Here is a 20,170-nt window from a genome sequence, read left to right as displayed (position 1 = left end):
CGCGGCGGCACCGGGGTCACGGTCAGATCGAACGGCGCATGATCCGAGGCCGCTTCGGTGGCCGGAGGTGCTTCTCCTTGTGCTGCCGGACCATCTCGTCCCACACCTCCTGCGGGAAGTCGGGGTCCGGCGGTATCCACCTGTGCGAGTTGTCGGAGTAGTGGAACTTCTCGTCTCCCGGATCGACTCGGCTCACGGCAGCCACCCGAGGAACCTGCGGTGCAGAGCGCCGGCGGGGGCCCAACCCATGTCCTGCGAGGCAGACACCAGGTGTGCGGCCAGGTAAATCGCGAGGGACACCGGGGCGCCGTCGTACTCGGCCAGCAACTCCCGCCGGGGGGTGGGGCACGGCCAGGGCGAGCCGCACGCCGCACAGGTCCAGATGAGCAGAACAGGTCCGTGGGCCGTCACTGACTCATCGCATCACAAGTGGTTGTACTTGGGCAACCCCCTCAGGAGTTGTCTCACCCAGACCTCCTAGGTGCACCTCCTACCGGCCATACCGTCAGCATGTGGAGCTGCTTGGGTTGGATGAGATCCGTGATCTGCTCGGCGGAATCAGCAAACAGCGCGCCACGATCATCGTGGGCCGCAAGGGATTCCCCGACCCACTCGCCACCTTGAAGATGGGCCGCGTCTGGGACGGCAAGGAAGTGCGGGCCTGGATTGCCAGGAACCGCCCCAGCCCGACGGACGAGGACTGACGATCGGGCGTACCGTCGCGGTCGTGGGTGAGCGGGACGGCCGGGACTGGCGGGAGCAGCGACGGCAGGCGGTGGCCGCGCACGCCGCGGCCGACGAGAGCCGGCGGGCCGCCGAGGCCGCGGAGGCCGCCGAGCTGGTCGCCTGGTTCGTGGCGGAGGCCCGCCGGCGCGGCCTGCCCCCTGAGCGCCTCACGGCCCACTCCTACGACGGCCGGGGGCGCTACCGGACGCGCCTGCGCGGCTGGTACGTCGACCGGGCCCGCACCCGGGCGGTCGACGTCGACGGCCGCTTCCACCTGCTTTCCGTGCCCGGTGGCCTGCGGGCCCGGCTGTTCGGCGCGGACCCGCAGCCCAGCCCGGCGCCGCTGGTCGTCGGCGCGGGTGGCCGCGACGGTGAGTCCCTTCCACTGCGGACGATGCTCACCCGGCGGCTGGCCGACGCCGGCTGAGCCACCTCGCCAGGACTGTCGCACCTTCGGCTTGAGCAGGGCGTCGTTCGGTTCGTAGACCCCACCCCAGCCCGGCGATTAGCCGTTTCCTCGCGTCCACCTCCGCGTTGTTCCGACGGGATCAGCACCGACTGTGCCTGTTTGAGATGTCTCTCACGTCCGTGCCTGATACAACCGTTGTGAGCTGTTTGTCCGATTATCCTGGAGGTAGGAACGGTGCCGGTTCCTGGTGTGATCACGCCCGAGGGTCCTCCGAGACCAGTCCGGTCCGACCGCGGGAAGCGCGCTCTCGACGTCGTCGCGGCCGCCATCCTGCTCGCGGCGCTCGCGCCGGTGTTGGCCACGGTGGCGCTGGTGGTCGCCGTGGGGCTGGGCCGCCCCGTCCTGTTCCGCCAGGACCGCACCGGCCGCTACGGCGAGCCCTTCGAGTTGGTCAAGTTCCGGACGATGCGTCCGCTGGATCCCCGCCGGGGCCTCGTCGAGGACGCCGACCGGCTCACGCCGCTCGGCCGCTGGCTGCGCTCCACCAGTCTGGACGAGCTGCCCACGCTCTGGAACGTGCTGCGGGGCGACATGAGCCTCGTCGGCCCGCGCCCACTGCTGCCGCAGTACCTTCCCCGCTACTCGCCGACGCAGTTCCGGCGGCACGAGGTGCGGCCGGGCGTCACCGGTCTGGCCCAGGTGAGCGGTCGCAACGAGCTGAGCTGGGAGGCGAAGTTCGACCTCGATGTGGAGTACGTCGACACCCGCTGTCTCCGGCTCGACCTGTCGATCCTGGCCGCGACGGTGCGGACCGTACTTCGCCGGGAGGGAATCTCGGCGGCCGGCATGGCCACCGCGCCGGAATTCCTCGGCAGCACGAGGGAGGCGGCACGCCGACCGGTGGCGACAGCTCAGCAGGGCGGACACCGATGACGGACACCGTTTATCTCTCCCCGCCGGATGTCGGGCCGCTCGAGGAGTCGTACCTCGTCGCGGCCCTGCGCTCCGGCTGGGTCGCACCGGTCGGCCCGGACCTCGACGCCTTCGAGAGCGAGGTCGCCGACCGGGTCGGCACGCGGGGCGCGGTCGCGGTCAGCTCCGGCACCGCGGCGCTGCACCTCGCCCTGCTCGGGGTGGGCGTCGAGCCCGGCGACGTCGTGGTCGTCCCCACGCTGACGTTCGTGGCCACCGCGAACGCCGTCCGGTACACCGGCGCCCGGCCGGTCTTCGTGGACTGCGACCCGCGTACCGGCAACCTCGACGTGCCGCTGCTCACCGAGCTGCTGCACCGGCTGCGCGCTCGCGGCCAGCGGGTCGCCGCGGTCGTCCCGGTCGACATGTTCGGAAGCTGCGCTGACTACACGGCGCTGCTGCCGGCCTGCCGGGACGCGGGAGTGCCGGTGATCGAGGACGCGGCGGAAGCCCTCGGGGCGGCGCACCGCGGCCGGGCGGCCGGGTCGTTCGGCAGGGTCGGCGCCCTCTCCTTCAACGGCAACAAGATCATGACCACCTCCGGCGGCGGGATGCTCGTCTCCGACGACCTGCCGCTGCTGGCCCGCGCCCGACACCTGGCCACCCAGGCACGGGAGCCCACCGTCCACTACGAGCACCGGGAGACCGGCTACAACTACCGGCTCAGCAACCTGCTGGCCGCGCTTGGCCGGGCCCAGTTGGTGCGGCTGGACGGAATGATCGGCCGTCGCCGCCAGCTGCGCGACCGCTACGCCAAGCTCTTCGCCCCGGTGCCCGGTGTGGAACTCGTCGGCGCCGAGGACGCGGAGTCCAACTGCTGGCTGACCGTCATCCGGGTCCGGCCGGACCGCTCCGGATGGTCGGCCGCCGACCTCGCCGCCCACCTGGCGGCTCGCCACATCGAGACGCGACCGGTGTGGAAGCCCATGCACCGGCAGCCCGCGTACGCCGGTCACGAGAGCCTGCTCACCGGAGCCGCGGACCGCCTCTTCGCGGAGGGGCTGACGCTGCCCAGCGGCAGTGCCAGCACCGAGCGGCAGATCGCCACCGTGCTCGGCACGATCGAGGAGTTCCTGGCCGGCCGGTCGAAGGTGACGCCGGCGTGACGCCGCTGGTCATCGTGGGCTGCGGCGGTCACGGCCGGGAGGTGCTGACCATCGCCCGCGCCGTGGCGGTCGCCGGCGGACCCCGTTGGCGGCTGGTCGGATTCGTCGACGACCGGCCCGCCGAGGAAGACCTGAAGCGGGTCCAGCGGCTGGAAGTGCCCTACCTGGGCGGGCTCGGGTGGCTGCACGACGCCCCACCGGACACCCATCACGTCATCGCGATCGGTGACCCCCGGATACGGCGGGCCGTCGCCACGCGGATCGACTCGTACGGCACGCCGGCCGCGAGTCTCGTGCACCCGGCGGCGACGATCGGGCCGGACGCGCGGTACGGGCCCGGATTCCTCGCCTTCGCGGGCGCCCGCGTCACCACGAACGTGACGCTGGGCCGGCACGTCCACCTCAATCAGAACGCCACGGTCGGCCACGACTGCGTGCTCGCCGACTTCGTCTCGGTCCATCCGCTCGCCGCCGTCTCCGGTGGCTGCCAGCTGGCGGAGGGCGCGCTGATCGGAGCCACGGCGGCGGTGCTGGAGGACCTGCGGGTCGGGCGGGACAGCACGGTCGGGGCGGGCGCCTGCGTGGTGCGGGACGTGCCCGACGGCGTGGTGGTCAAGGGCGTACCCGCGCGCTGATCCCGGCCTGTTTTCACGGCACCACTGTGGCGGTCGACCCTGAACCCAGAAAAACGCCCAAAAACCATGTTCGAGGCTGTAACAAGTACAAAAGGTACAAAAATTCCCCTCTGCCCTGTGGGGCGGAACCGGTCGAAGACGGGAGTCAGAACATGCCGCAGGACACCGGAAGCGCCGAGCGTGCCGAACAGCGGGTCCGCCGGACCAGGGCACGCCGCCGCGCCCTGGGTTTCCTGGCCTACGACACCGCGGCCTGGGTGGGCGGCTTCGTCACCGCCGTCTGGACCCGCTACGAGTTCCACCTGCCTCCCGGGCAGCTGAGCCGGGCGGCCACCACCGGCGGCATCGCGGCGCTGATGTACGTGGCGGTCGCCGCGGTGCGCCGGCTCCACTCCGGCCGGCACCCGCTCGGCAGCCTCCAGGAGGTGCAGGGCGTCGCCGGCACCGTCGCCACGACCGCGGCCGTCCTGCTGATCGGGCTGCTACCGTCGGCCGACCGGCCGGTGCCCGCCAGCACCCCGCTGGTCGGCGGTGCCCTGGCGCTGCTGTTCATGCTCGCCGTCCGCTTCGCGTACCGGCACCGCCGCGACATCGCCATGCGCCCGGACGTGCGCTCCTCCACGCCGGTGCTGCTGTTCGGCCTCGGTGACGCCGGTCAAGGGCTGCTGCGCGCGATGCTCAGCGACCCGCGCGGCCGGTACCTGCCGGTCGGCGCGCTCGACGACGACCCCGACAAGCGCAACCTGCGCATCGGCGGGGTCCGCGTCCTCGGTGGCCGGGCCGACATCGCCGACGCGGTCCGCCGCACCGGCGCCACCACGGTGATCTTCTCCGTGGCCAACGCGGACGCCGCGCTGGTCCGCCAGATCCGCGAGGCCACCCTGCAGACCGGCGCGGCCTTCAAGGTGCTGCCCCCGGTCCGCGACCTGGTCGACCACCGGATCACCGTGACCGACGTACGCGACGTGCAGATCGGTGACCTGCTCGGCCGTCGGCAGGTGGTCGGTGACCTGCCGCTGAACGGCAACAGCCTGGCCGGCCTGCGGGTGCTGGTCACCGGCGCCGGCGGCTCCATCGGCTCGGAACTGTGCCGCCAGGTCATGAAGGCCGACCCCGGCGAGCTGATGATGCTCGACCGCGACGAGTCCGCCCTGCACGCCCTGCAGATGTCACTGAACGGGCGGGCCATGCTCGACGGTCCCGAGCTGATCCTTGCCGATCTTCGCGACGACGAGCGCATCCGGCGGATCATCCGGGAGCGCCGACCGGACGTCATCTTCCACGCCGCGGCACTGAAGCACCTCACACTCCTGCAGCGCCACCCGGGCGAGGCCGTCCTGACCAACGTCTGGGGCACCCTCTCGGTGCTGGACGCCTGCCGCGATGTCGCCAAGTTCGTCAACATCAGCACCGACAAGGCCGCCGACCCGATCAGCGTCCTCGGCTACTCGAAGCGCATCACCGAGCTGCTCACGGCGCACGCCGCGTCCCGCTTTCCCGGCACCTTCCTCAGCGTCCGCTTCGGGAACGTGCTCAGCAGCCGCGGCTCGGTGGTCACGGCGTTCCAGCGGCAGATCGCGGCGGGCAACCCGCTGACCGTCACGCACCCCGACGTCACCAGGTACCTGATGACCGTCGAGGAAGCGGTGCGCCTGGTGCTCCAGGCCGCGGAGATCGGCCGCGACGGGGAGGCACTCGTGCTCGACATGGGCCAACCGGTGCGCATCGCCGACCTCGCCCGGCAGATGGCCGAGCAGGCCGACAGCCACGTGCCGATCGTCTACACCGGACTGCGTCCCGGCGAGAAGCTGCACGAGGACCTGCTCGGCACCGGGGAGGTCGACACCCGTCCGCTACACCCGCTCATCTCGCACGTCGCCGTACCGGCGCTCGACCCGATGGAGGTCAGTGGCCTGGACCCGTACGACGACGCGGAGAAGCTGATCGCCGAACTGGCGGCGCTCTGCACCCAGCCGATGCGGTCGCTCGTCGACGGCGACGGCCGCACGCCGCTGCCGGCCGGGCTGACCTCCTCGGCCCGGGCGGAGTCCCGGTCGACATCGTCCAGCCAGCCGGGCTCGTGAGGGCTGGACCTGCGAAAAGGAGTCGTCGGGACGCTCCGCTCGTTGAGCCAGCGGGACCAGTTCAGGACGACATCGGGAAGGGCACCCGGGGCACCGTGACCGATCAGCAGAAGGACGAACCGTCCCGGGTCGAGGCCCGGACCGTCGCGACCGAGCGGCGTGGCCGGATGGCGAGAAGGGCAGCTCCGACGACGGGCCGGTCCGTGGTGCGGACGGTGGGTCACCTCGTGCTGGCGCAGGTGGTGGTCGGCGCAGCCAGCCTGGTCATCAACATCCTGGCGGCCCGGTCGATGGGGCCGGCGGGCCGGGGCAGCCTGGCGCTGTTGCTCCAGCTGACCTACGTGGTCAACCTCCTGGCCGTCGCCGGGTCGGACCGTTCCTACCCGGCGACGGTCCCGGTGGACCGGGGGGCGCGCGCCGCGTCAGCCGACATGCTGCGCCTCGTCGCACCAGCGGCCGTGGTGGCGATGGCGGCGCTCGGCCCGATCGTCCTCATCATCGACGCGGGTACGCCCCACCACCTCGCCGTGCTGTCGGGGTTCCTGCTCGTCGCCACGGTCCTCGCGCTGAACTCGGCGCTGCGGACCGGTGCCGCTGCCTCCGGCGTCGCCCGTCCGTACCTCACGGCCACGGTCGCCGGTCAGGTGACCCTCGTCGCGGCGGCCGCCGTGCTCACCGTGGCCGAGGTCGAATCCGTCGAGGTGTGGCTGATCGCCTACGGCGGCAGCCTCGCGGTCGCCCCGTTGGTGGCGTTCGGGCTGCTCCGCAGAACCGCGCCGGCACGCCCGGCGCACCGGCACAGCCTGGCCCCCGCCCGCCGTCTCGGCCTGCGGCTGCTCCCAGCTGCGATCGCCAGCATGGTCACGCTCCGCGCCGACCGGATCATGCTGCCGTGGCTCGGCTCCTACGACCAGTTGGGCCTCTACATCGTCGTCGCGACCGTCGCCGAACTCGCCATCTGGCCGGTCCAGTCGTACGTGGACGCACAGGCTCCCCGCTGGCATCAGCGCTTCCTCCAAGGCGACCTGCGCGTGTCCGGCCCGCTGCTCGCGGCCGCCGCCTACGGCGTCATCGCCGGGGCCGGGCTGATCGCCGCGGGTCATCTGCTCATCGTGCCGGTCCTCGGCGCGGAGTACGCCTCGTCCACCGGCCTTCTCGTTCCGCTCGCCGCCGGTGCGATCGGCTACAGCGTGAGCAGGATGGCGGTGGGGCTGGCGGTGGCGACCGAACGCGCGCGCAGCGCGCTGATCGCCGACATCCCGGCGATGGTGGTGGCACTCGGCGCCTATCTCGTCCTGATCCCACGACACGGCGCCATGGGCGCCGCCGTCGGCTCCGCGGTCGCCTACGGCGCCGCCGCGGTTCTGGCGGTGGCCAGCACGCTCGCCGTCACCTCCTCGCGCCGGCAGCGGCGCTCCCACGCACAGTTCGCCGACGACCGGTCGCGACCTCCGTCGCCGACCCGGGACTGACCGACCAGGAGACGTACGGATGGCAAACCTGGTGTACCCGACGCCCACCGCGATCCCGCGTGATCGCGTCTCGCCGACCGGCCCCCCGCATCGTCATCGGGCCCGGCCACAAGCATCAGTGGCCCTGCTGACCGCCCTCTTCGTCGTGGCCCTCGCGGGGCGAGCCACACCGGAACGACTGGGCCTGTCCGTGGGCGGCGGCATGGACCTGCGGATCCCCGGCTACGCCGCGCTGTTCGCCGCGGCGCTGCTCTGGCAGATCATTCAGTCCGCGCGGGGGCAGGCCCGTCAGTGGCCGCGAATGTTCCACCTCTTCACGGCGCTGATCGCCCTGCAGATATCGGCGGCCCTCTGGGCGCCGTCCGGCGCGCGGATCGAGCAGGCCGCCTGGGATCTGCTCAGCCTGTGGATCCTGGTGCTGGTCACCGTCGTCCTCGCCGCCGGTGACCCGCGACGGGCCGCGCGGATCCTCCTGGCCCTGATGCTCGCCGCCGGAATCGCCTACGCCGTCGCCGCCCTGGTCGCCGGCCCCCAGTTGGGTGGTCGCTACTCCGCCTTCGGCGGTGGACCCAACATCTTCGTCCGGGTCATGGCACTGGGGATCATCGCGTCGGTCGGCCTGTTCGCCATCTCCCGCAGGTGGTGGCTGCTTCTGCCGCTCCCGCTGCTGGCCGCCGCCGCCGTGCTCTCCGGTTCACGGGGTGGCCTGGTGGCGCTCGTGGGCGCCGCCACGGCCTTCTTCGTACTGTTCGCCCGCCGGCGGTTCGTCCTTCTGGTGGGCACCCTCGTGATCGGCGGTGCGGTCAGTTGGGGCGTCTGGTCCCTGGTCGGTGCCCGGTTCGAGGAGGTCGCGGAGCGCCGCTACTCGACCACGGGGATCCAGCAGGGTGACTTCTCCGCGCGGCCGGAACTGCTGTCCCACGCCTGGGAGATGTTCACCAGGAATCCGATCACCGGCGCGGGAATGGACAGCTTCCACGTCGAGGTCGGCATCGGCTATCCGCACAACTACTTCGCCGGGCTGGCGGCGGAGACCGGGCTTTTCGCCCTCCTCCTGGCGGTGCTCGTCATCGGCAGTTGGTGGCGTCAGGGACGGCGGTGGTCCGCCGCTCCCGGTGAGCAGGTCGCCTGCGCCGTGGGAGCCATCTACATCCTGCTGGCCAGCATGTTCTCCGGCGACTACTTCGACACCCGGTTCTGCTGGATCCTCGCCGTCGTGGCCGTGCTCCGGGCCCGCCCCACGAACAACCGTTCCCAACACCAGATGGAGATTGCACCGTGGCACCACAGCAGCGGACGGCGCGCCGCGTCCTCGTTCTGAACCACTACGCCAAGCCCCTGTCCCATTCCGGCGGCACCCGGCACGTCGAGCTCTTCGGCCGGCTGTCGGGCTGGCAGTGGTCAATCATCGTGGCCGGCCAGGACCACGCGTCGCGCCGAACCTATGTGCCGGACGACCCGCACTTCGTCAGCGTGCCGGTGACCAGCTATCGCGGCAACGACCACCGTCGAGTGATGAGCTGGATCACCTACACCAAGAACGCGTTCCTCGCCGGGATGCGGCAGCCCCGACCAGACATCGTGTACGCCTCGACGCCGCACATCCTCGCGCCGATCGGCGGGTGGCTGCTGGCACGACTGCGCCGGGCGCACTTCGTGCTCGAGGTTCGTGACCTGTGGCCTGAGTCGATCGTCGGTACCGGCTATCTGCGCCGAGGCTCGGTCCTTCACCTCATGCTGTGCGCGCTCGAGCGGTGGCTGTACCGGCGAGCCGACCGGATCGTGATGGTGGCCGACGGCTGGCGCTCGTACTTCCGGTCGCTCGGCGTTGACGAGGCCATGTTGTGCTGGGTCAGCAATGGGGCCGACCCCTCGTCGTTCACCCTGCGCCACGACCGGTACACGCCGCTGCGCGACCGGCTCCCGGTGCGGGGCCGACTGGTCGTGTTCGCCGGAGCGCATGGGCCAGCGAACGGTCTGAACGCGCTGCTGGACGCAGCGGTGGAACTGCCAGACCACACGTTTCTCCTCATCGGCGACGGTATCGACAAGCCGCGCCTGATGGCCCGGGCGGACGCGGAGGGCCTCGCAAACGTCCACTTCCTGGACCCGGTGCCGAAGACCGAGTTGGCCGGCATCCTTGGCGGGGCGGACATCGGCGTCCACGTGCTGGCGGACGCGGAGGTGTTCCGGCTGGGCGCCAGCCCGAACAAGCTCTACGACTACCTGGCGGCCGGGCTGCCGGTGGTGACCAACTGCCCGGGCGAGCCCCACGACATTGTCCGGGAGGCCGACGCGGGCGCCGCGGTCGAGCCGGACAAGCTCGTCGTCGGACTGCGCGAGCTGGTCGAATGCCAGCCCGAGCAGCTCCGGGAGATGGGTGCACGGGGTCGCCAGTTCATCGAGCAACACCGGTCCCGAACAGCCACGGCAGCCCGCCTGCAGCAGGTGCTCGATGAGGTGGTCGCCGAATCCGCGAACTCGGGCGAGGCATCCAGCGACGGCCGGCCCGCCGGCGAGCCGGCGTCCCGAGGTTGACCGGAACCGCTGGAAAGGGGGAAGAGTTGTCCTACCCGCACCGCAATCCCATCCGACGACTCACCGTCGTGGCGCTGGCGGCGGCAGTGGCGCTGGCCATCGCACCCGTGGCCGTCCCCACCGCAGCTGCAGAGCCGCTCACCTTCCACCGCACCGACTACCGGATCATCGACCTGCCCGTGCAGCAGTTGCCCTACTACTCAGCCGCCGCAGGTCCCCTGGACGGGTCAGGCACCTACGACGAGCACGGGGTATCCGTTCGCTACATCGGCGGCCGCCCCTACGACCATCCGGTCCTCCAGGCACAGTTCATGCTCACGCGCCTGGCCAGCTACCACCACAACCGGGATCCGGCCTATCTGGCCCGCGTCGAGGCTCACGCCGACCGCCTCCTGTCCAACGCGCAAACTGCCCGGGGGGCCATGTACCTGCCGTACCCCTTCGACTGGGCGCTGCACGGTGACACCTCGGACATGATGGTGCCGCCGTGGTACTCCGCAATGGCGCAGGGGCAGGCGCTCAGTGCCTTCGTACGTCTTCACGAGGTGACCGGGCAACAGCGTTACGCGGAAGCCGCCGCGCAGTTGTTCGCGAGCTTCAACCAGCTCCGGCAGGATGGCGTGCCATGGACGGTCGACATCGACGGTGACGGCTACCTGTGGTTCGAGGAGTACGCCAAGCATCCCGGCCCGGACCGGGCGCTCAACGGCCACATCTTCGCCATTTACGGGCTGTACGACTACTACCGGACCACGGGGTCACAGCTGGCGAAGCAGTTGGTGCAAGGTGGTATCACCGCGGTCGAAGGGCACCTGAACGAGATCCGCGATCCCGGCTGGCTCAGCAGGTACTGTCTCGGCCACCCGCAGTACGCGTACACCAATTACCACACCCTCCACGTTGCGCAGGTCCACAAGCTCTATGAGATGACCGGAGCACCCGCGCTGGCTGCGTGGGGCGATCGCCTGCTGGAGGACTACCCGGCCGCGCAGAACGGTGGCAAGGGCTACGTCGGCGCGGGCAGCCACCAGGTCTACCGACTCGATTCGGCGCGCAGAGTCATCGAGGGGCGGATCATGGAGGTTGGAACGGCGGAGGCGGTAACGATCGGAGCACGGCATCGGCTCGAGGGCCTCCCCGGAGTCTGGCTGCAGGTGAACACCGGGACACTGGCCGGGCACTGGGTCCGCGAGGCCTACGGGCGCGCCTTCATCAAGCTCGCGGTGGAGACCTACGTCTTCACGCCGGTCCGGCTGATGAACTTCCGCCAGGGGACCTTCACCGGTTACACCTTCAACTCCTTGGGGGTACGGGCAACCGCGAAGGCCTTCACGCTGCGAAGCGCGTCGCAGGCGCACACCGGTCGCCGGACCGTCATGAACGGGGTGCTCTACTTCCTGATCGTCGACGGGGTGTGGGCGGGCCGGTGGATTCCCGCGCAGGATGGCATGAACCTGCGCTGAGCCGACGGTTCACCAGCGCATCGGGTGACCAGCCGACCACCTTCCGACTAAGGAGACATTGACCTTCCTCTACCAAAGCTGGAAGGCTCCGCTCACAGGTCCTTCCACCCCAGGAGGCGCAATGAGGCGCACACGGCTGGCGATCGCCGGCGTGTTCACTCTGGTCGGCGCGCTCGCGTTGACCGCACCGGCAAGCGCGCGGCCTCCGTCCGATCCGGACGGCCGCGACGGTCTGGAGGTGTACGTCGGCACGGTGAACCCGGAGCAGTTGGAGAAGCTGCGCCACGCCGGGGTCGACCTCGGCCACGAACACCTGGAGACCGACCGTTCCGGCGCCACCCGCATCGAGACGGTGCTCAGCGAACGGCAGGCGGCGCGGTTGGCCGGCCAGGGCGTGCGGCTGGAGGTCAAGAAGGTACGCGGCAAGGAGGCCAGCCGGGCGCTGCGCGAGCAGGCCGCGAACGGCTGGTCGGCGTTCCGCTCCTACAGCGAGCCCGGTGGCATCCGGGACGAGATCACCGCCACCGCCGCCCGGTACCCGAAGCTGACCAAGGTGGAGACGATCGGGCGTACGGTCCAGGGCAAGCCGATCCTGGCCCTCAAGGTCACCAAGGATGCGCGGAAGGTCCGCGACGGCAAGCGGCCGGCCGTGCTGTACGCCGGGGCGCAGCACGCCCGGGAGTGGATCACGCCGGAGATGAACCGGCGTCTGATGCACCACGTGCTCGACAACTACGGCAAGGACCGGGAGATCACCCGCCTGCTGGACACCACCGAGCTGTGGTTCCTGCCGGTGGCCAACCCGGACGGCTACGACCACACCTTCACCCCGGGCAACCGGCTGTGGCGCAAGAACCTGCGGGACAACGACGGTGACGGGCGGATCACCACCGCCGACGGCGTCGACCTGAACCGCAACTTCAGCTACAAGTGGGGGTACGACAACGAGGGCTCCTCCCCCGACCCGAACGGTGACACCTACCGGGGGCCGGGGCCGAACTCGGAGCCGGAGACCAAGGCGCTCGACCAGCTGTTCCGCCGGGTCGGCTTCGAGTTCTTCGTCAACTACCACTCCGCTGCCCAGCTGCTGCTCTACGGCGTCGGCTGGCAGGTGAGCACGCCCACCCCGGACGACGTCATCTACGAGGCGATGGTCGGCGACGACGCGAACCCGGCGGTGCCGGGGTACGACCCGGACATCTCCGCCGAGCTGTACACCACCAACGGCGACACCGACACGCACGCCACGGTCCGGTACGGCACGCTCGGCTTCACCCCGGAGATGTCGACCTGCCAGTCCGCGGCGGCCTCCGACCCGGACGACGAGTGGCGCCCGGAGGACTGCGTCAGCACCTTCATCTTCCCGGACGACGAGGACCTGATCGCCGCCGAGGTGGCGAAGAACCTGCCGTTCGCCCTCGCGGTGGCGAAGTCGGCGCAGGACCCGGACGACCCGGTCTCGGTGGTGGGTCGCAGCACGGCGGACTTCGTGGTGGACGCGTTCGACACGTCGTACGGGCGCACCCAGCAGGTCGCTTCGATCACCCGTCGGGCGCTGAAGAACGTGCAGATGCACTACACCGTCAACGGCGGCCGGGCGAAGAGCGTCAAGGTCCGCGAGTGGCGGGGCGGCGAGCGGTACGGCGACACCCACCACGACTACTACGCCGAGCTGCGCGGCACGGTGACCGGGACGCGACCGGGCGACCGGGTCGAGGTGTGGTTCAGCGGTAACAAGCCGGGCAAGGGCAAGGTCACCAGTGACCGCTTCACGTACCGGGTGCACGACGACATCGGCGGCCAGGTGCTGGTGCTGGCGGTGGAGGACGTGACCGGGCTGAGCCCGACCCAGGACACGACCACGGCGAAGTACGCCGACGAGATGACCGCGGCGCTGGCCGCGGCCGGACGCACCAGCGACGTGTACGACTTCGACGCGATGGGTCGTCAGGCCCCGCACCACCTGGGCGTGCTGTCGCACTACAAGACGGTGCTCTGGGAGACCGGTGACGACGTGATCCTGCGCGAGCCGGGGCAGGTGCCCGGCACCGCCGCGCGGGCGGCGCTGGACACCGAGCTGGCCGTCCGGGACTACCTGAACGAGGGCGGCAAGCTCCTGCTCAGCGGCAAGTACGCGCTGTTCGCCCAGGGCGCCAACGGCTCGTACGCGTACCAGCCGAACGCACCGGCGGAGTGCACCGATCCGGACGACGCCACCTGCCTGCCGCTGCTGAACGACTTCCAGCAGTACTGGCTCGGCGCGTACACGTACGTCAGTGACGGTGGCACCGGCACCGACGGGCCGTACGCGCTGACCGGCGTCGGCGGCGCGTTCGCCGGTTTCGAGGGCACGCTGAACGCGCCGGGCTCGGCGGAGAACCAGGACCACACCGTCTCGTTCCTGACCACGTCGAGCTTCCTGCCCCGGGACCGGTTCCCGCAGTTCGCGAGCTCGGCGCCGGTCGGCTGGGTACGGCCCGGAGCGGCGCCGTTCGACCCGCGCACCGGCGACTGGTACCTGTGGAGCGGGCAGGCCGACGAGTCGTACAAGCGGCTCACCCGCACCGTCGACCTCACCGGCGCCAGCAGCGCTGAGCTGCGCTTCTACACGTCCTACGAGATCGAGCCGAACTGGGACTACATGATCGTCGAGGCGCACGAGGTGGGTAGCGACGCCTGGACGACGCTGCCGGACGCCAACGGCAGCACCGGCACGGGCACCGGCAACAGCTGCACCTCGGGCTGGGTGGAGCAGATCCACCCGTGGCTGGCCCGGTACCAGGGTGCGGACTGCTCGCCCACCGGCACGACCGGCAGCTGGAACGCCGCCACCGGCGCCTCGGGTGGCTGGCAGGAGTTCGTGGCCGACCTGTCGGCGTACGCCGGCAAGCAGGTCGAGGTGTCGATCTCGTACGTGTCGGACTGGGGCACCCAGGGTCTCGGTGTCTTCCTCGACGACGCCCGCGTGATCGTGGACGGCGCGACGGTCAGCGAGACGTCGTTCGAGACGGCCGACCTGGGCGGCTGGACGGTGGCCGGCCCGCCGCCGGGCTCGCCCGGCAACAGCAGCGACTGGTCCCGCAGCCAGCAGGCGTTCGAGGAGGGCTCCGCGGTGGTCACCGAGGACACCGTCTACCTCGGCTTCGGCTTGGAGGGCCTCGCCCCGGCGGCCCGCGACGACCTGGTCAAGCGGGCGCTGACCCACCTGAGCGGGCCGGGTCGCCGCTGACGGTCGCCTCCCCGTCCCCGCGGCCCGGTACGGCGTCGCGGGGACGGAGCGCCCGCCGATCCAGGGCTCGTCGCACACCAGTGGATCTCCACGAGCAGCGACAAGCCCTGGATCGCGGGGTGCCGGTCCGCTGCCGCCGCACCCCGGACGGCGACACCGGCCCGAAGGACGCCGGGGGCGGCGGCGGATGTGGTGAGCTGGGGACATGGATCGGATCCGACTCGGGCTGGTGCTGCACCCGACCCGGGACGTCTCCGAGGTGGTCGACATCATCGCCGACTGGGTGGCCCGGTACCGGATGAGTCTGGCGGTGCGGGTCGAGGACCGGCACCGGGTGCCCGCGACCGTGGAACCGCTCCCCGCCGAGGAGGTGGCGCCATCCTGCGACGCGCTGATCAGCATCGGCGGGGACGGCACGATGCTCGGCGCGCTGCGGTCGGCCGTCCACGACCCGAAGCCGGTGCTCGGGGTGCATCTGGGCCGGCTGGGTTTCCTGGTCGAGGTGGAGCCGCCGGAGCTGCCGGCCGCGCTCGAACGGTTGGCGAACAGGGACTTCACCATCGAGCGGCACAGCTGCCTGGCCTGCGACGTCTGCGGCGACGACCTGGTCGCGTTCAACGACATCGCGCTGGTCCGCCAGCCCGGCGCCGGCTTCGTCACCGCCACCCTGGCGGTGGACGGGCAGCGCTACGGCTACTACCGCTGCGACGCCCTCGTGGTGAGCACGCCGACCGGGTCGACCGCGTACAGCTACGCGGCCGGCGGTCCGCTGGTGTCGCCGGCCAGCGACGCGGTGGTGGTGACGCCGTCCGCGCCGATGGCCGGCATCTCCCGCTCGGTGATCCTCTCCCCGGAGGAGCGGATCCGCCTGGAGTTGGCCCCGGGCTCCGCGCCGGTCGCGGTGGAGGTGGACGGCCTGGTGATCCGTGACGCCGCGACCGAGGGCGCGGTCGAGGTGAGCTACCGCCGCGACGCGGGCCTCGTCGTCCGCCTCGACCCGCGCCGCTACCAGGAGCGCAACCAGCTCAAGCTGAGCCTGCTCGACCTGCCCCTGCTGCCCGAGCAGCTCCGGGAACTCCTCCCCGAATCCCTCCGCGAGCAGCTGAACCGCCGCGAACTCCCCCCACCCCGCTGAATCGCGCGGCCCCGACCGAGCCCTAGCCGGGGTGCGGACGGGCGGACGGGAGCGGCCGGGCCGGAAGGCACGGCGGGCACTCAAAGGGGGGCACCACCCCCTGGACGGCCGGTACCGCACCCGGAGCGGCTCCTCGCGCGTCGCCCGACCGGGGCCGGTCAGGCCCTCGCCAGCACCGCGGAGACCAGGTCCTTCGCCTCTTCCTGGATCCGGGTCAGGTGGTCGGGGCCCTGGAAGGACTCGGCGTAGATCTTGTAGACGTCCTCGGTGCCGGAAGGTCGGGCGGCGAACCAACCGCTCTCCGTGGTGACCTTCAGGCCGCCGATCGGGGCGCCGTTGCCCGGCGCGGTGGTGAGCGTGGCGGTGATCGGCTCACCGGCCAGCTCGGTCGCCGTCACCTGATCGGGTGACAGCTTGCCGAGCACGGCCTTCTCCTCCCGGGTGGCCGGCGCGTCGATCCGCGCGTACGCGGGCGCGCCGAACCGCCCGGCCAGCTCCGCGAAGTGCTCGCTCGGGGTCCGCCCGGTCACCCCGATGATCTCGGCAGCGAGGAGGCAGAGCAGGATCCCGTCCTTGTCGGTGGTCCAGGTGCGGCCGTCCCGGCGCAGGAAGGAGGCTCCGGCGCTCTCCTCGCCGCCGAAACCCACCGCCCCGTCGAGCAGGCCGGGCACGAACCACTTGAAGCCGACCGGCACCTCCAGCAACGGGCGCCCCAGGTCGGCGGCCACCCGGTCGATCATGGACGACGAGACGAGGGTCTTGCCGACGGCGGCGGCCGGACCCCACTCCGTACGGGTGCGGAACAGGTGGGCGATCGCCACCGCCAGGTAGTGGTTCGGATTCATCAGCCCCGCGTCGGGGGTGACGATGCCGTGCCGGTCGGCGTCGGCGTCGTTGCCGGTGGAGACCTGGAACCGGTCGCGGGCGGCGATCAGCGACGCCATCGCGTTCGGCGACGAGCAGTCCATCCGGATCTTGCCGTCCCCGTCGAGCGTCATGAACCGCCAGGTCGGGTCGACGGTCGGGTTGACCACGGTGAGGTCGAGGCGGTGCCGCTCGGCGATCTCGCCCCAGTAGGCGACGCTGGCGCCGCCGAGCGGATCGGCGCCGATGCGGACGCCGGCCGACCGGACCGCGTCGAGGTCGAGCACCGCCGGCAGGTCGTCGACATAGCGGGCGAGGAAGTCGTACGTCCCGGTGGTGCCGGCGGCGCGCGCCCGGGCGTACGGGATGCGGCGCACCTCCTTGAGCCCGGCGGCGAGGATCGTGTTCGCGCGGTCCTGGATCCACTTCGTGGCGTCGGTGTCCGCCGGCCCGCCGTGGGTCGGGTTGTACTTGAATCCGCCGTCGTCGGGCGGGTTGTGCGACGGCGTGATGACGATGCCGTCGGCGAGCCCGCTGGTCCGCCCCCGGTTGTGGGTGAGGATCGCGTGCGACACGGCCGGGGTCGGGGTGTAGCCGTCGCGGCTGTCCAGCAGGACGGTGACCTCGTTGGCGGCGAGCACCTCCAGGGCGTCGACCGCGGCGGGCGCGGAGAGCGCGTGCGTGTCCCGGCCGAGGAAGAGCGGGCCGTCCAGCCCCCGCTCCCGCCGGTAGTCGCAGAGCGCCTGGGTGACCGCGAGGATGTGGTCGGAGTTGAAGGCGTTGCGCAGCGACGAGCCCCGGTGCCCGGAGGTGCCGAAGGAGACCTGCTGCGCCGGGTCCTCCGGGTCGGGGTGCTCCGCGTAGTACGCGGTGACCAGCATCGGCACGTCGACCAGGTCGGACGGCTGGGCGGGTTGCCCGGCGCGGGGGTGCTTGCTCACGGTGCTTGCCTTTCGCTCGCGACTGCGGGGCTCGCAAGTTCACTCCTCGCGCTCACGGTTCCACCTTCTGGCCCTTGCCGATCACCACGATGCCGTTGTCGGAGACGGTGTAGCGCTGCCGGTCCCGCTCCAGGTCCACGCCGATCTCGGCGCCCTCCGGCACGATCACGTTCTTGTCCAGGATGGCCCGGCGGACCACGGCGTGCCGGCCGATGTCGACACCCTCCATCAGCACCGCGCCGTCGACGTGCGCCCAGGAGTGGACCTTCACCTTCGGCGAGACCACCGAGTTCTCCACCAGCGACCCGGAGATCACCGCGCCGGGCGAGATCATCGAGCCGACCGCGCGGCCGACCCGCTCGCCCCACTGGTGCACGAACTTCGCCGGCGGGTACGGCGGCTGGTCGGTGTAGATCGGCCACTCGAAGTTGTAGAGGTTGAACACCGGGTGGACGTTGATCAGGTCGATGTGGGCGTCGTAGAAGGAGTCGAGCGTCCCCACGTCCCGCCAGTAGCCGCGGTCGCGGTCGGTGCTGCCCGGCACCTCGTTGTCGCGGAAGTCGTAGACGTTGGCCTCGCCGCGCTCGACCAGCATCGGGATGATGCTGCCGCCCATGTCGTGCTTGCTGCTCTTGTCCTCGGCGTCGCGCTCGACCGCCTCGCAGAGCGCCTTCGTGGTGAAGACGTAGTTGCCCATCGAGGCGTAGATCTCGTCGGGTGCGTCCGGCAGGCCGACCGCGTCGGTGGGCTTCTCCCGGAACGCGCGGATCCGGCGGCCGTCCTCGCCGACCTCGATCACCCCGAACTGGTCGGCCGTGGACAGCGGCTGCCGGATGCCGGCCACGGTCACGCCTGCACCGGACGCGATGTGGTCCTCGACCATCTGCCGCGGGTCCATCCGGTAGATGTGGTCGGCGCCGAAGACGATCACGTAGTCGGGCTGCTCGTCGTTGATCAGGTTGAAGCTCTGGTAGATCGCGTCGGCCGAGCCGGCGAACCACCACGGGCCGCGGCGCTGCTGGGCGGGCACCGGCGTCACGTAGTTGCCGAGCAGCGTCGACATCCGCCAGGTCTTGGTGATGTGCCGGTCCAGCGAGTGGGACTTGTACTGGGTCAGGACGACGATCTTGAGGTACCCGGCATTGGCCAGGTTGGAGAGCACGAAGTCGACCATGCGGTACATCCCGCCGAACGGGACGGCCGGCTTGGCCCGGTCCGTGGTGAGCGGCATCAGGCGCTTGCCCTCCCCACCCGCCAGGACGATCGCGAGCACCTTGGCAGCCATGTCCCGACGCTATCGACCCCGCCGTCACTTCACCACTCGTACGGGCACAGTTCCGCAGCCGGTGCGACGTGGGGTTCTGCACTAGGGTTCGAGGTCATGAGCGACTCCGCCGGGCTGCGTGTCGACCTGCTGACCCGCGAGTACCCGCCCGAGGTGTACGGCGGGGCCGGGGTGCACGTCGAGTACCTGGCCCGCGAGCTGCGCCGCCTCGCCGACGTGCGGGTCCACTGCTTCGGCGCGCCGCGCACCGAGCCGGGCGTCACCGCGTACGCCGAACCGGTCGGCCTGGCCGACGCGAACCCGGCGCTGCGGACGATGGGTGTCGACCTGGAGATGGCCGCCGGTTGCGCCGGCACCGACGTGGTGCACAGCCACACCTGGTACGCGAACCTGGCCGGGCACACCGCGAAGCTGCTGCACGGCGTGCCCCACGTGGTGACCGTGCACAGCCTGGAGCCGCTGCGGCCGTGGAAGGCCGAGCAGCTCGGCGGCGGGTACGCGCTGTCGTCCTGGTGCGAGCGGACGGCGGTGGAGTCCGCCGACGCGGTGATCGCGGTGAGCGCGGGCATGCGGCAGGACGTGCTGACGGCGTACCCGGCGGTGAACCCGGACCGGGTGCGGGTGGTGCACAACGGCATCGACACCGCACAGTACGCACCGGACCCGGCAACCGACGTCGTCGACCGGCTCGGGATCGACCCGGCGCGTCCCAGCGTGGTGTACGTCGGGCGGATCACCCGCCAGAAGGGCCTGCCGTACCTGCTGCGGGCGGCCCGGGAGCTGCCCGCCGACACCCAGCTCGTGCTGCTGGCCGGCGCCCCCGACACGCCGGAGATCGCCGCGGAGGTGGAGGGCCTCGCCGCGGAGCTGCGGGCCACCCGCTCGGGCGTGGTGTGGGTGGCCGAGATGCTGCCGAAGCACGAGGTGATCCAGGTGCTCACGCACGCCACCGTCTTCGTCTGCCCGTCCGTCTACGAGCCGATGGGCATCGTCAACCTGGAGGCGATGGCCTGCGAGACCGCGGTGGTCGCCACGGCGACCGGCGGCATCCCGGAGGTCGTCGCCGACGGCGAGACCGGGCTGCTCGTGCCGATCGAGCAGGCCGGTGACGGCTCCGGCCGGCCGCTGCACCCGGAGCGGTTCGTGGCCGATCTCGCCACCCGGATCAACGAGCTGCTGGCCGCTCCGGAGCGGGCCGCCGAGTACGGCCGGGCCGGGCGCCGGCGCGCCGAGGAGCACTTCTCCTGGGACAGGATCGCCCAGCGCACGCTGGAGGTGTACCGCTCGGTGGGGGCCGCCGGCTGAGGCGCT

At 71.3% G+C, this 20,170-nt stretch carries 16 protein-coding genes; 13 read left to right on the top strand and 3 right to left on the bottom strand.

The window, feature by feature from the left end; genetic code table 11:
- Positions 1–22: 22 nt before the first annotated feature.
- Positions 23–196, bottom strand: coding sequence for a hypothetical protein (locus tag EV376_RS30195; protein ID WP_165438011.1), 174 nt, complete (start codon positions 194–196; stop codon positions 23–25).
- Positions 197–512: 316 nt separating this feature from the next.
- Here EV376_RS30195 and EV376_RS15055 point away from each other — a divergent pair, with 316 nt between their 5' ends.
- The 12 genes from EV376_RS15055 (at position 513) to EV376_RS15000 (ending at position 15,769) form a co-directional block, all read left to right on the top strand.
- Positions 513–704: a hypothetical protein gene (locus EV376_RS15055; RefSeq protein WP_130323754.1), complete on the top strand. Its 192-nt coding sequence runs from the start codon at positions 513–515 to the stop codon at positions 702–704.
- A gap of 23 nt (positions 705–727) precedes the next feature.
- Positions 728–1,153 (top strand): hypothetical protein, encoded by a 426-nt coding sequence (locus EV376_RS15050; protein WP_207228162.1) that lies wholly within the window; start codon positions 728–730, stop codon positions 1,151–1,153.
- A 216-nt stretch (positions 1,154–1,369) separates the two neighbouring features.
- Positions 1,370–2,068, top strand: a complete 699-nt coding sequence (locus tag EV376_RS15045; RefSeq protein WP_486482644.1) for a sugar transferase — start codon at positions 1,370–1,372, stop codon at positions 2,066–2,068.
- A complete protein-coding gene (locus EV376_RS15040) occupies positions 2,065–3,213 on the top strand; it encodes an aminotransferase class I/II-fold pyridoxal phosphate-dependent enzyme (protein WP_130323750.1) in 1,149 nt (382 codons plus the stop codon). The genes EV376_RS15045 and EV376_RS15040 overlap by 4 nt, the downstream gene beginning before the upstream one ends.
- Positions 3,210–3,848 (top strand): acetyltransferase, encoded by a 639-nt coding sequence (locus EV376_RS15035; RefSeq protein ID WP_130323748.1) that lies wholly within the window; start codon positions 3,210–3,212, stop codon positions 3,846–3,848. Before EV376_RS15040 ends, EV376_RS15035 begins: the two co-directional genes overlap by 4 nt.
- A gap of 152 nt (positions 3,849–4,000) precedes the next feature.
- Complete coding sequence (locus tag EV376_RS15030; RefSeq protein ID WP_130323746.1) at positions 4,001–5,932, top strand: nucleoside-diphosphate sugar epimerase/dehydratase; 1,932 nt, start codon at positions 4,001–4,003, stop codon at positions 5,930–5,932.
- A gap of 95 nt (positions 5,933–6,027) precedes the next feature.
- Entirely contained in the window at positions 6,028–7,404 is a 1,377-nt protein-coding gene (locus tag EV376_RS15025; RefSeq protein ID WP_130323744.1) for an MATE family efflux transporter, read from the top strand.
- 19 nt (positions 7,405–7,423) lie between these two features.
- Positions 7,424–8,725: an O-antigen ligase family protein gene (locus EV376_RS15020; RefSeq protein WP_130323742.1), complete on the top strand. Its 1,302-nt coding sequence runs from the start codon at positions 7,424–7,426 to the stop codon at positions 8,723–8,725.
- Positions 8,683–9,942: a glycosyltransferase family 4 protein gene (locus tag EV376_RS15015; protein ID WP_130323740.1), complete on the top strand. Its 1,260-nt coding sequence runs from the start codon at positions 8,683–8,685 to the stop codon at positions 9,940–9,942. Before EV376_RS15020 ends, EV376_RS15015 begins: the two co-directional genes overlap by 43 nt.
- A gap of 26 nt (positions 9,943–9,968) precedes the next feature.
- Positions 9,969–11,405 (top strand): D-glucuronyl C5-epimerase family protein, encoded by a 1,437-nt coding sequence (locus tag EV376_RS15010; protein WP_130323738.1) that lies wholly within the window; start codon positions 9,969–9,971, stop codon positions 11,403–11,405.
- A gap of 121 nt (positions 11,406–11,526) precedes the next feature.
- A complete protein-coding gene (locus EV376_RS15005; RefSeq protein WP_130323736.1) occupies positions 11,527–14,634 on the top strand; it encodes a M14 family metallopeptidase in 3,108 nt (1,035 codons plus the stop codon).
- 205 nt (positions 14,635–14,839) lie between these two features.
- Positions 14,840–15,769 (top strand): NAD(+)/NADH kinase, encoded by a 930-nt coding sequence (locus EV376_RS15000; RefSeq protein WP_130323734.1) that lies wholly within the window; start codon positions 14,840–14,842, stop codon positions 15,767–15,769.
- Between the two features lie 158 nt (positions 15,770–15,927).
- On the opposite strand, the gene pgm is transcribed toward EV376_RS15000, so the two are convergent.
- Both pgm and glgC read right to left on the bottom strand, forming a co-directional pair.
- Positions 15,928–17,574, bottom strand: a complete 1,647-nt coding sequence (pgm, locus tag EV376_RS14995; RefSeq protein WP_130323732.1) for a phosphoglucomutase (alpha-D-glucose-1,6-bisphosphate-dependent) — start codon at positions 17,572–17,574, stop codon at positions 15,928–15,930.
- A gap of 52 nt (positions 17,575–17,626) precedes the next feature.
- Entirely contained in the window at positions 17,627–18,859 is a 1,233-nt protein-coding gene (gene glgC / locus EV376_RS14990) for a glucose-1-phosphate adenylyltransferase (RefSeq protein ID WP_130323730.1), read from the bottom strand.
- Positions 18,860–18,955: 96 nt separating this feature from the next.
- Here glgC and glgA point away from each other — a divergent pair, with 96 nt between their 5' ends.
- Entirely contained in the window at positions 18,956–20,164 is a 1,209-nt protein-coding gene (gene glgA / locus EV376_RS14985; RefSeq protein WP_130323728.1) for a glycogen synthase, read from the top strand.
- Positions 20,165–20,170 lie beyond the last annotated feature (6 nt).

Source organism: Micromonospora sp. CNZ295 (genome assembly GCF_004217535.1).
This window is presented reverse-complemented; position numbering and strand designations above follow the sequence as displayed.

Coding starts and splice junctions, on each gene's coding strand:
- glgA (WP_130323728.1), top strand. CDS start 18,956: ATGAGCGACTCCGCCGGGCTGCGTGTCGACCTGCTGACCCGCGAGTAC.
- EV376_RS15000 (WP_130323734.1), top strand. CDS start 14,840: ATGGATCGGATCCGACTCGGGCTGGTGCTGCACCCGACCCGGGACGTC.
- glgC (WP_130323730.1), bottom strand. CDS start 18,859: ATGGCTGCCAAGGTGCTCGCGATCGTCCTGGCGGGTGGGGAGGGCAAG.
- EV376_RS15030 (WP_130323746.1), top strand. CDS start 4,001: ATGCCGCAGGACACCGGAAGCGCCGAGCGTGCCGAACAGCGGGTCCGC.
- EV376_RS15040 (WP_130323750.1), top strand. CDS start 2,065: ATGACGGACACCGTTTATCTCTCCCCGCCGGATGTCGGGCCGCTCGAG.
- EV376_RS15020 (WP_130323742.1), top strand. CDS start 7,424: ATGGCAAACCTGGTGTACCCGACGCCCACCGCGATCCCGCGTGATCGC.
- EV376_RS15005 (WP_130323736.1), top strand. CDS start 11,527: ATGAGGCGCACACGGCTGGCGATCGCCGGCGTGTTCACTCTGGTCGGC.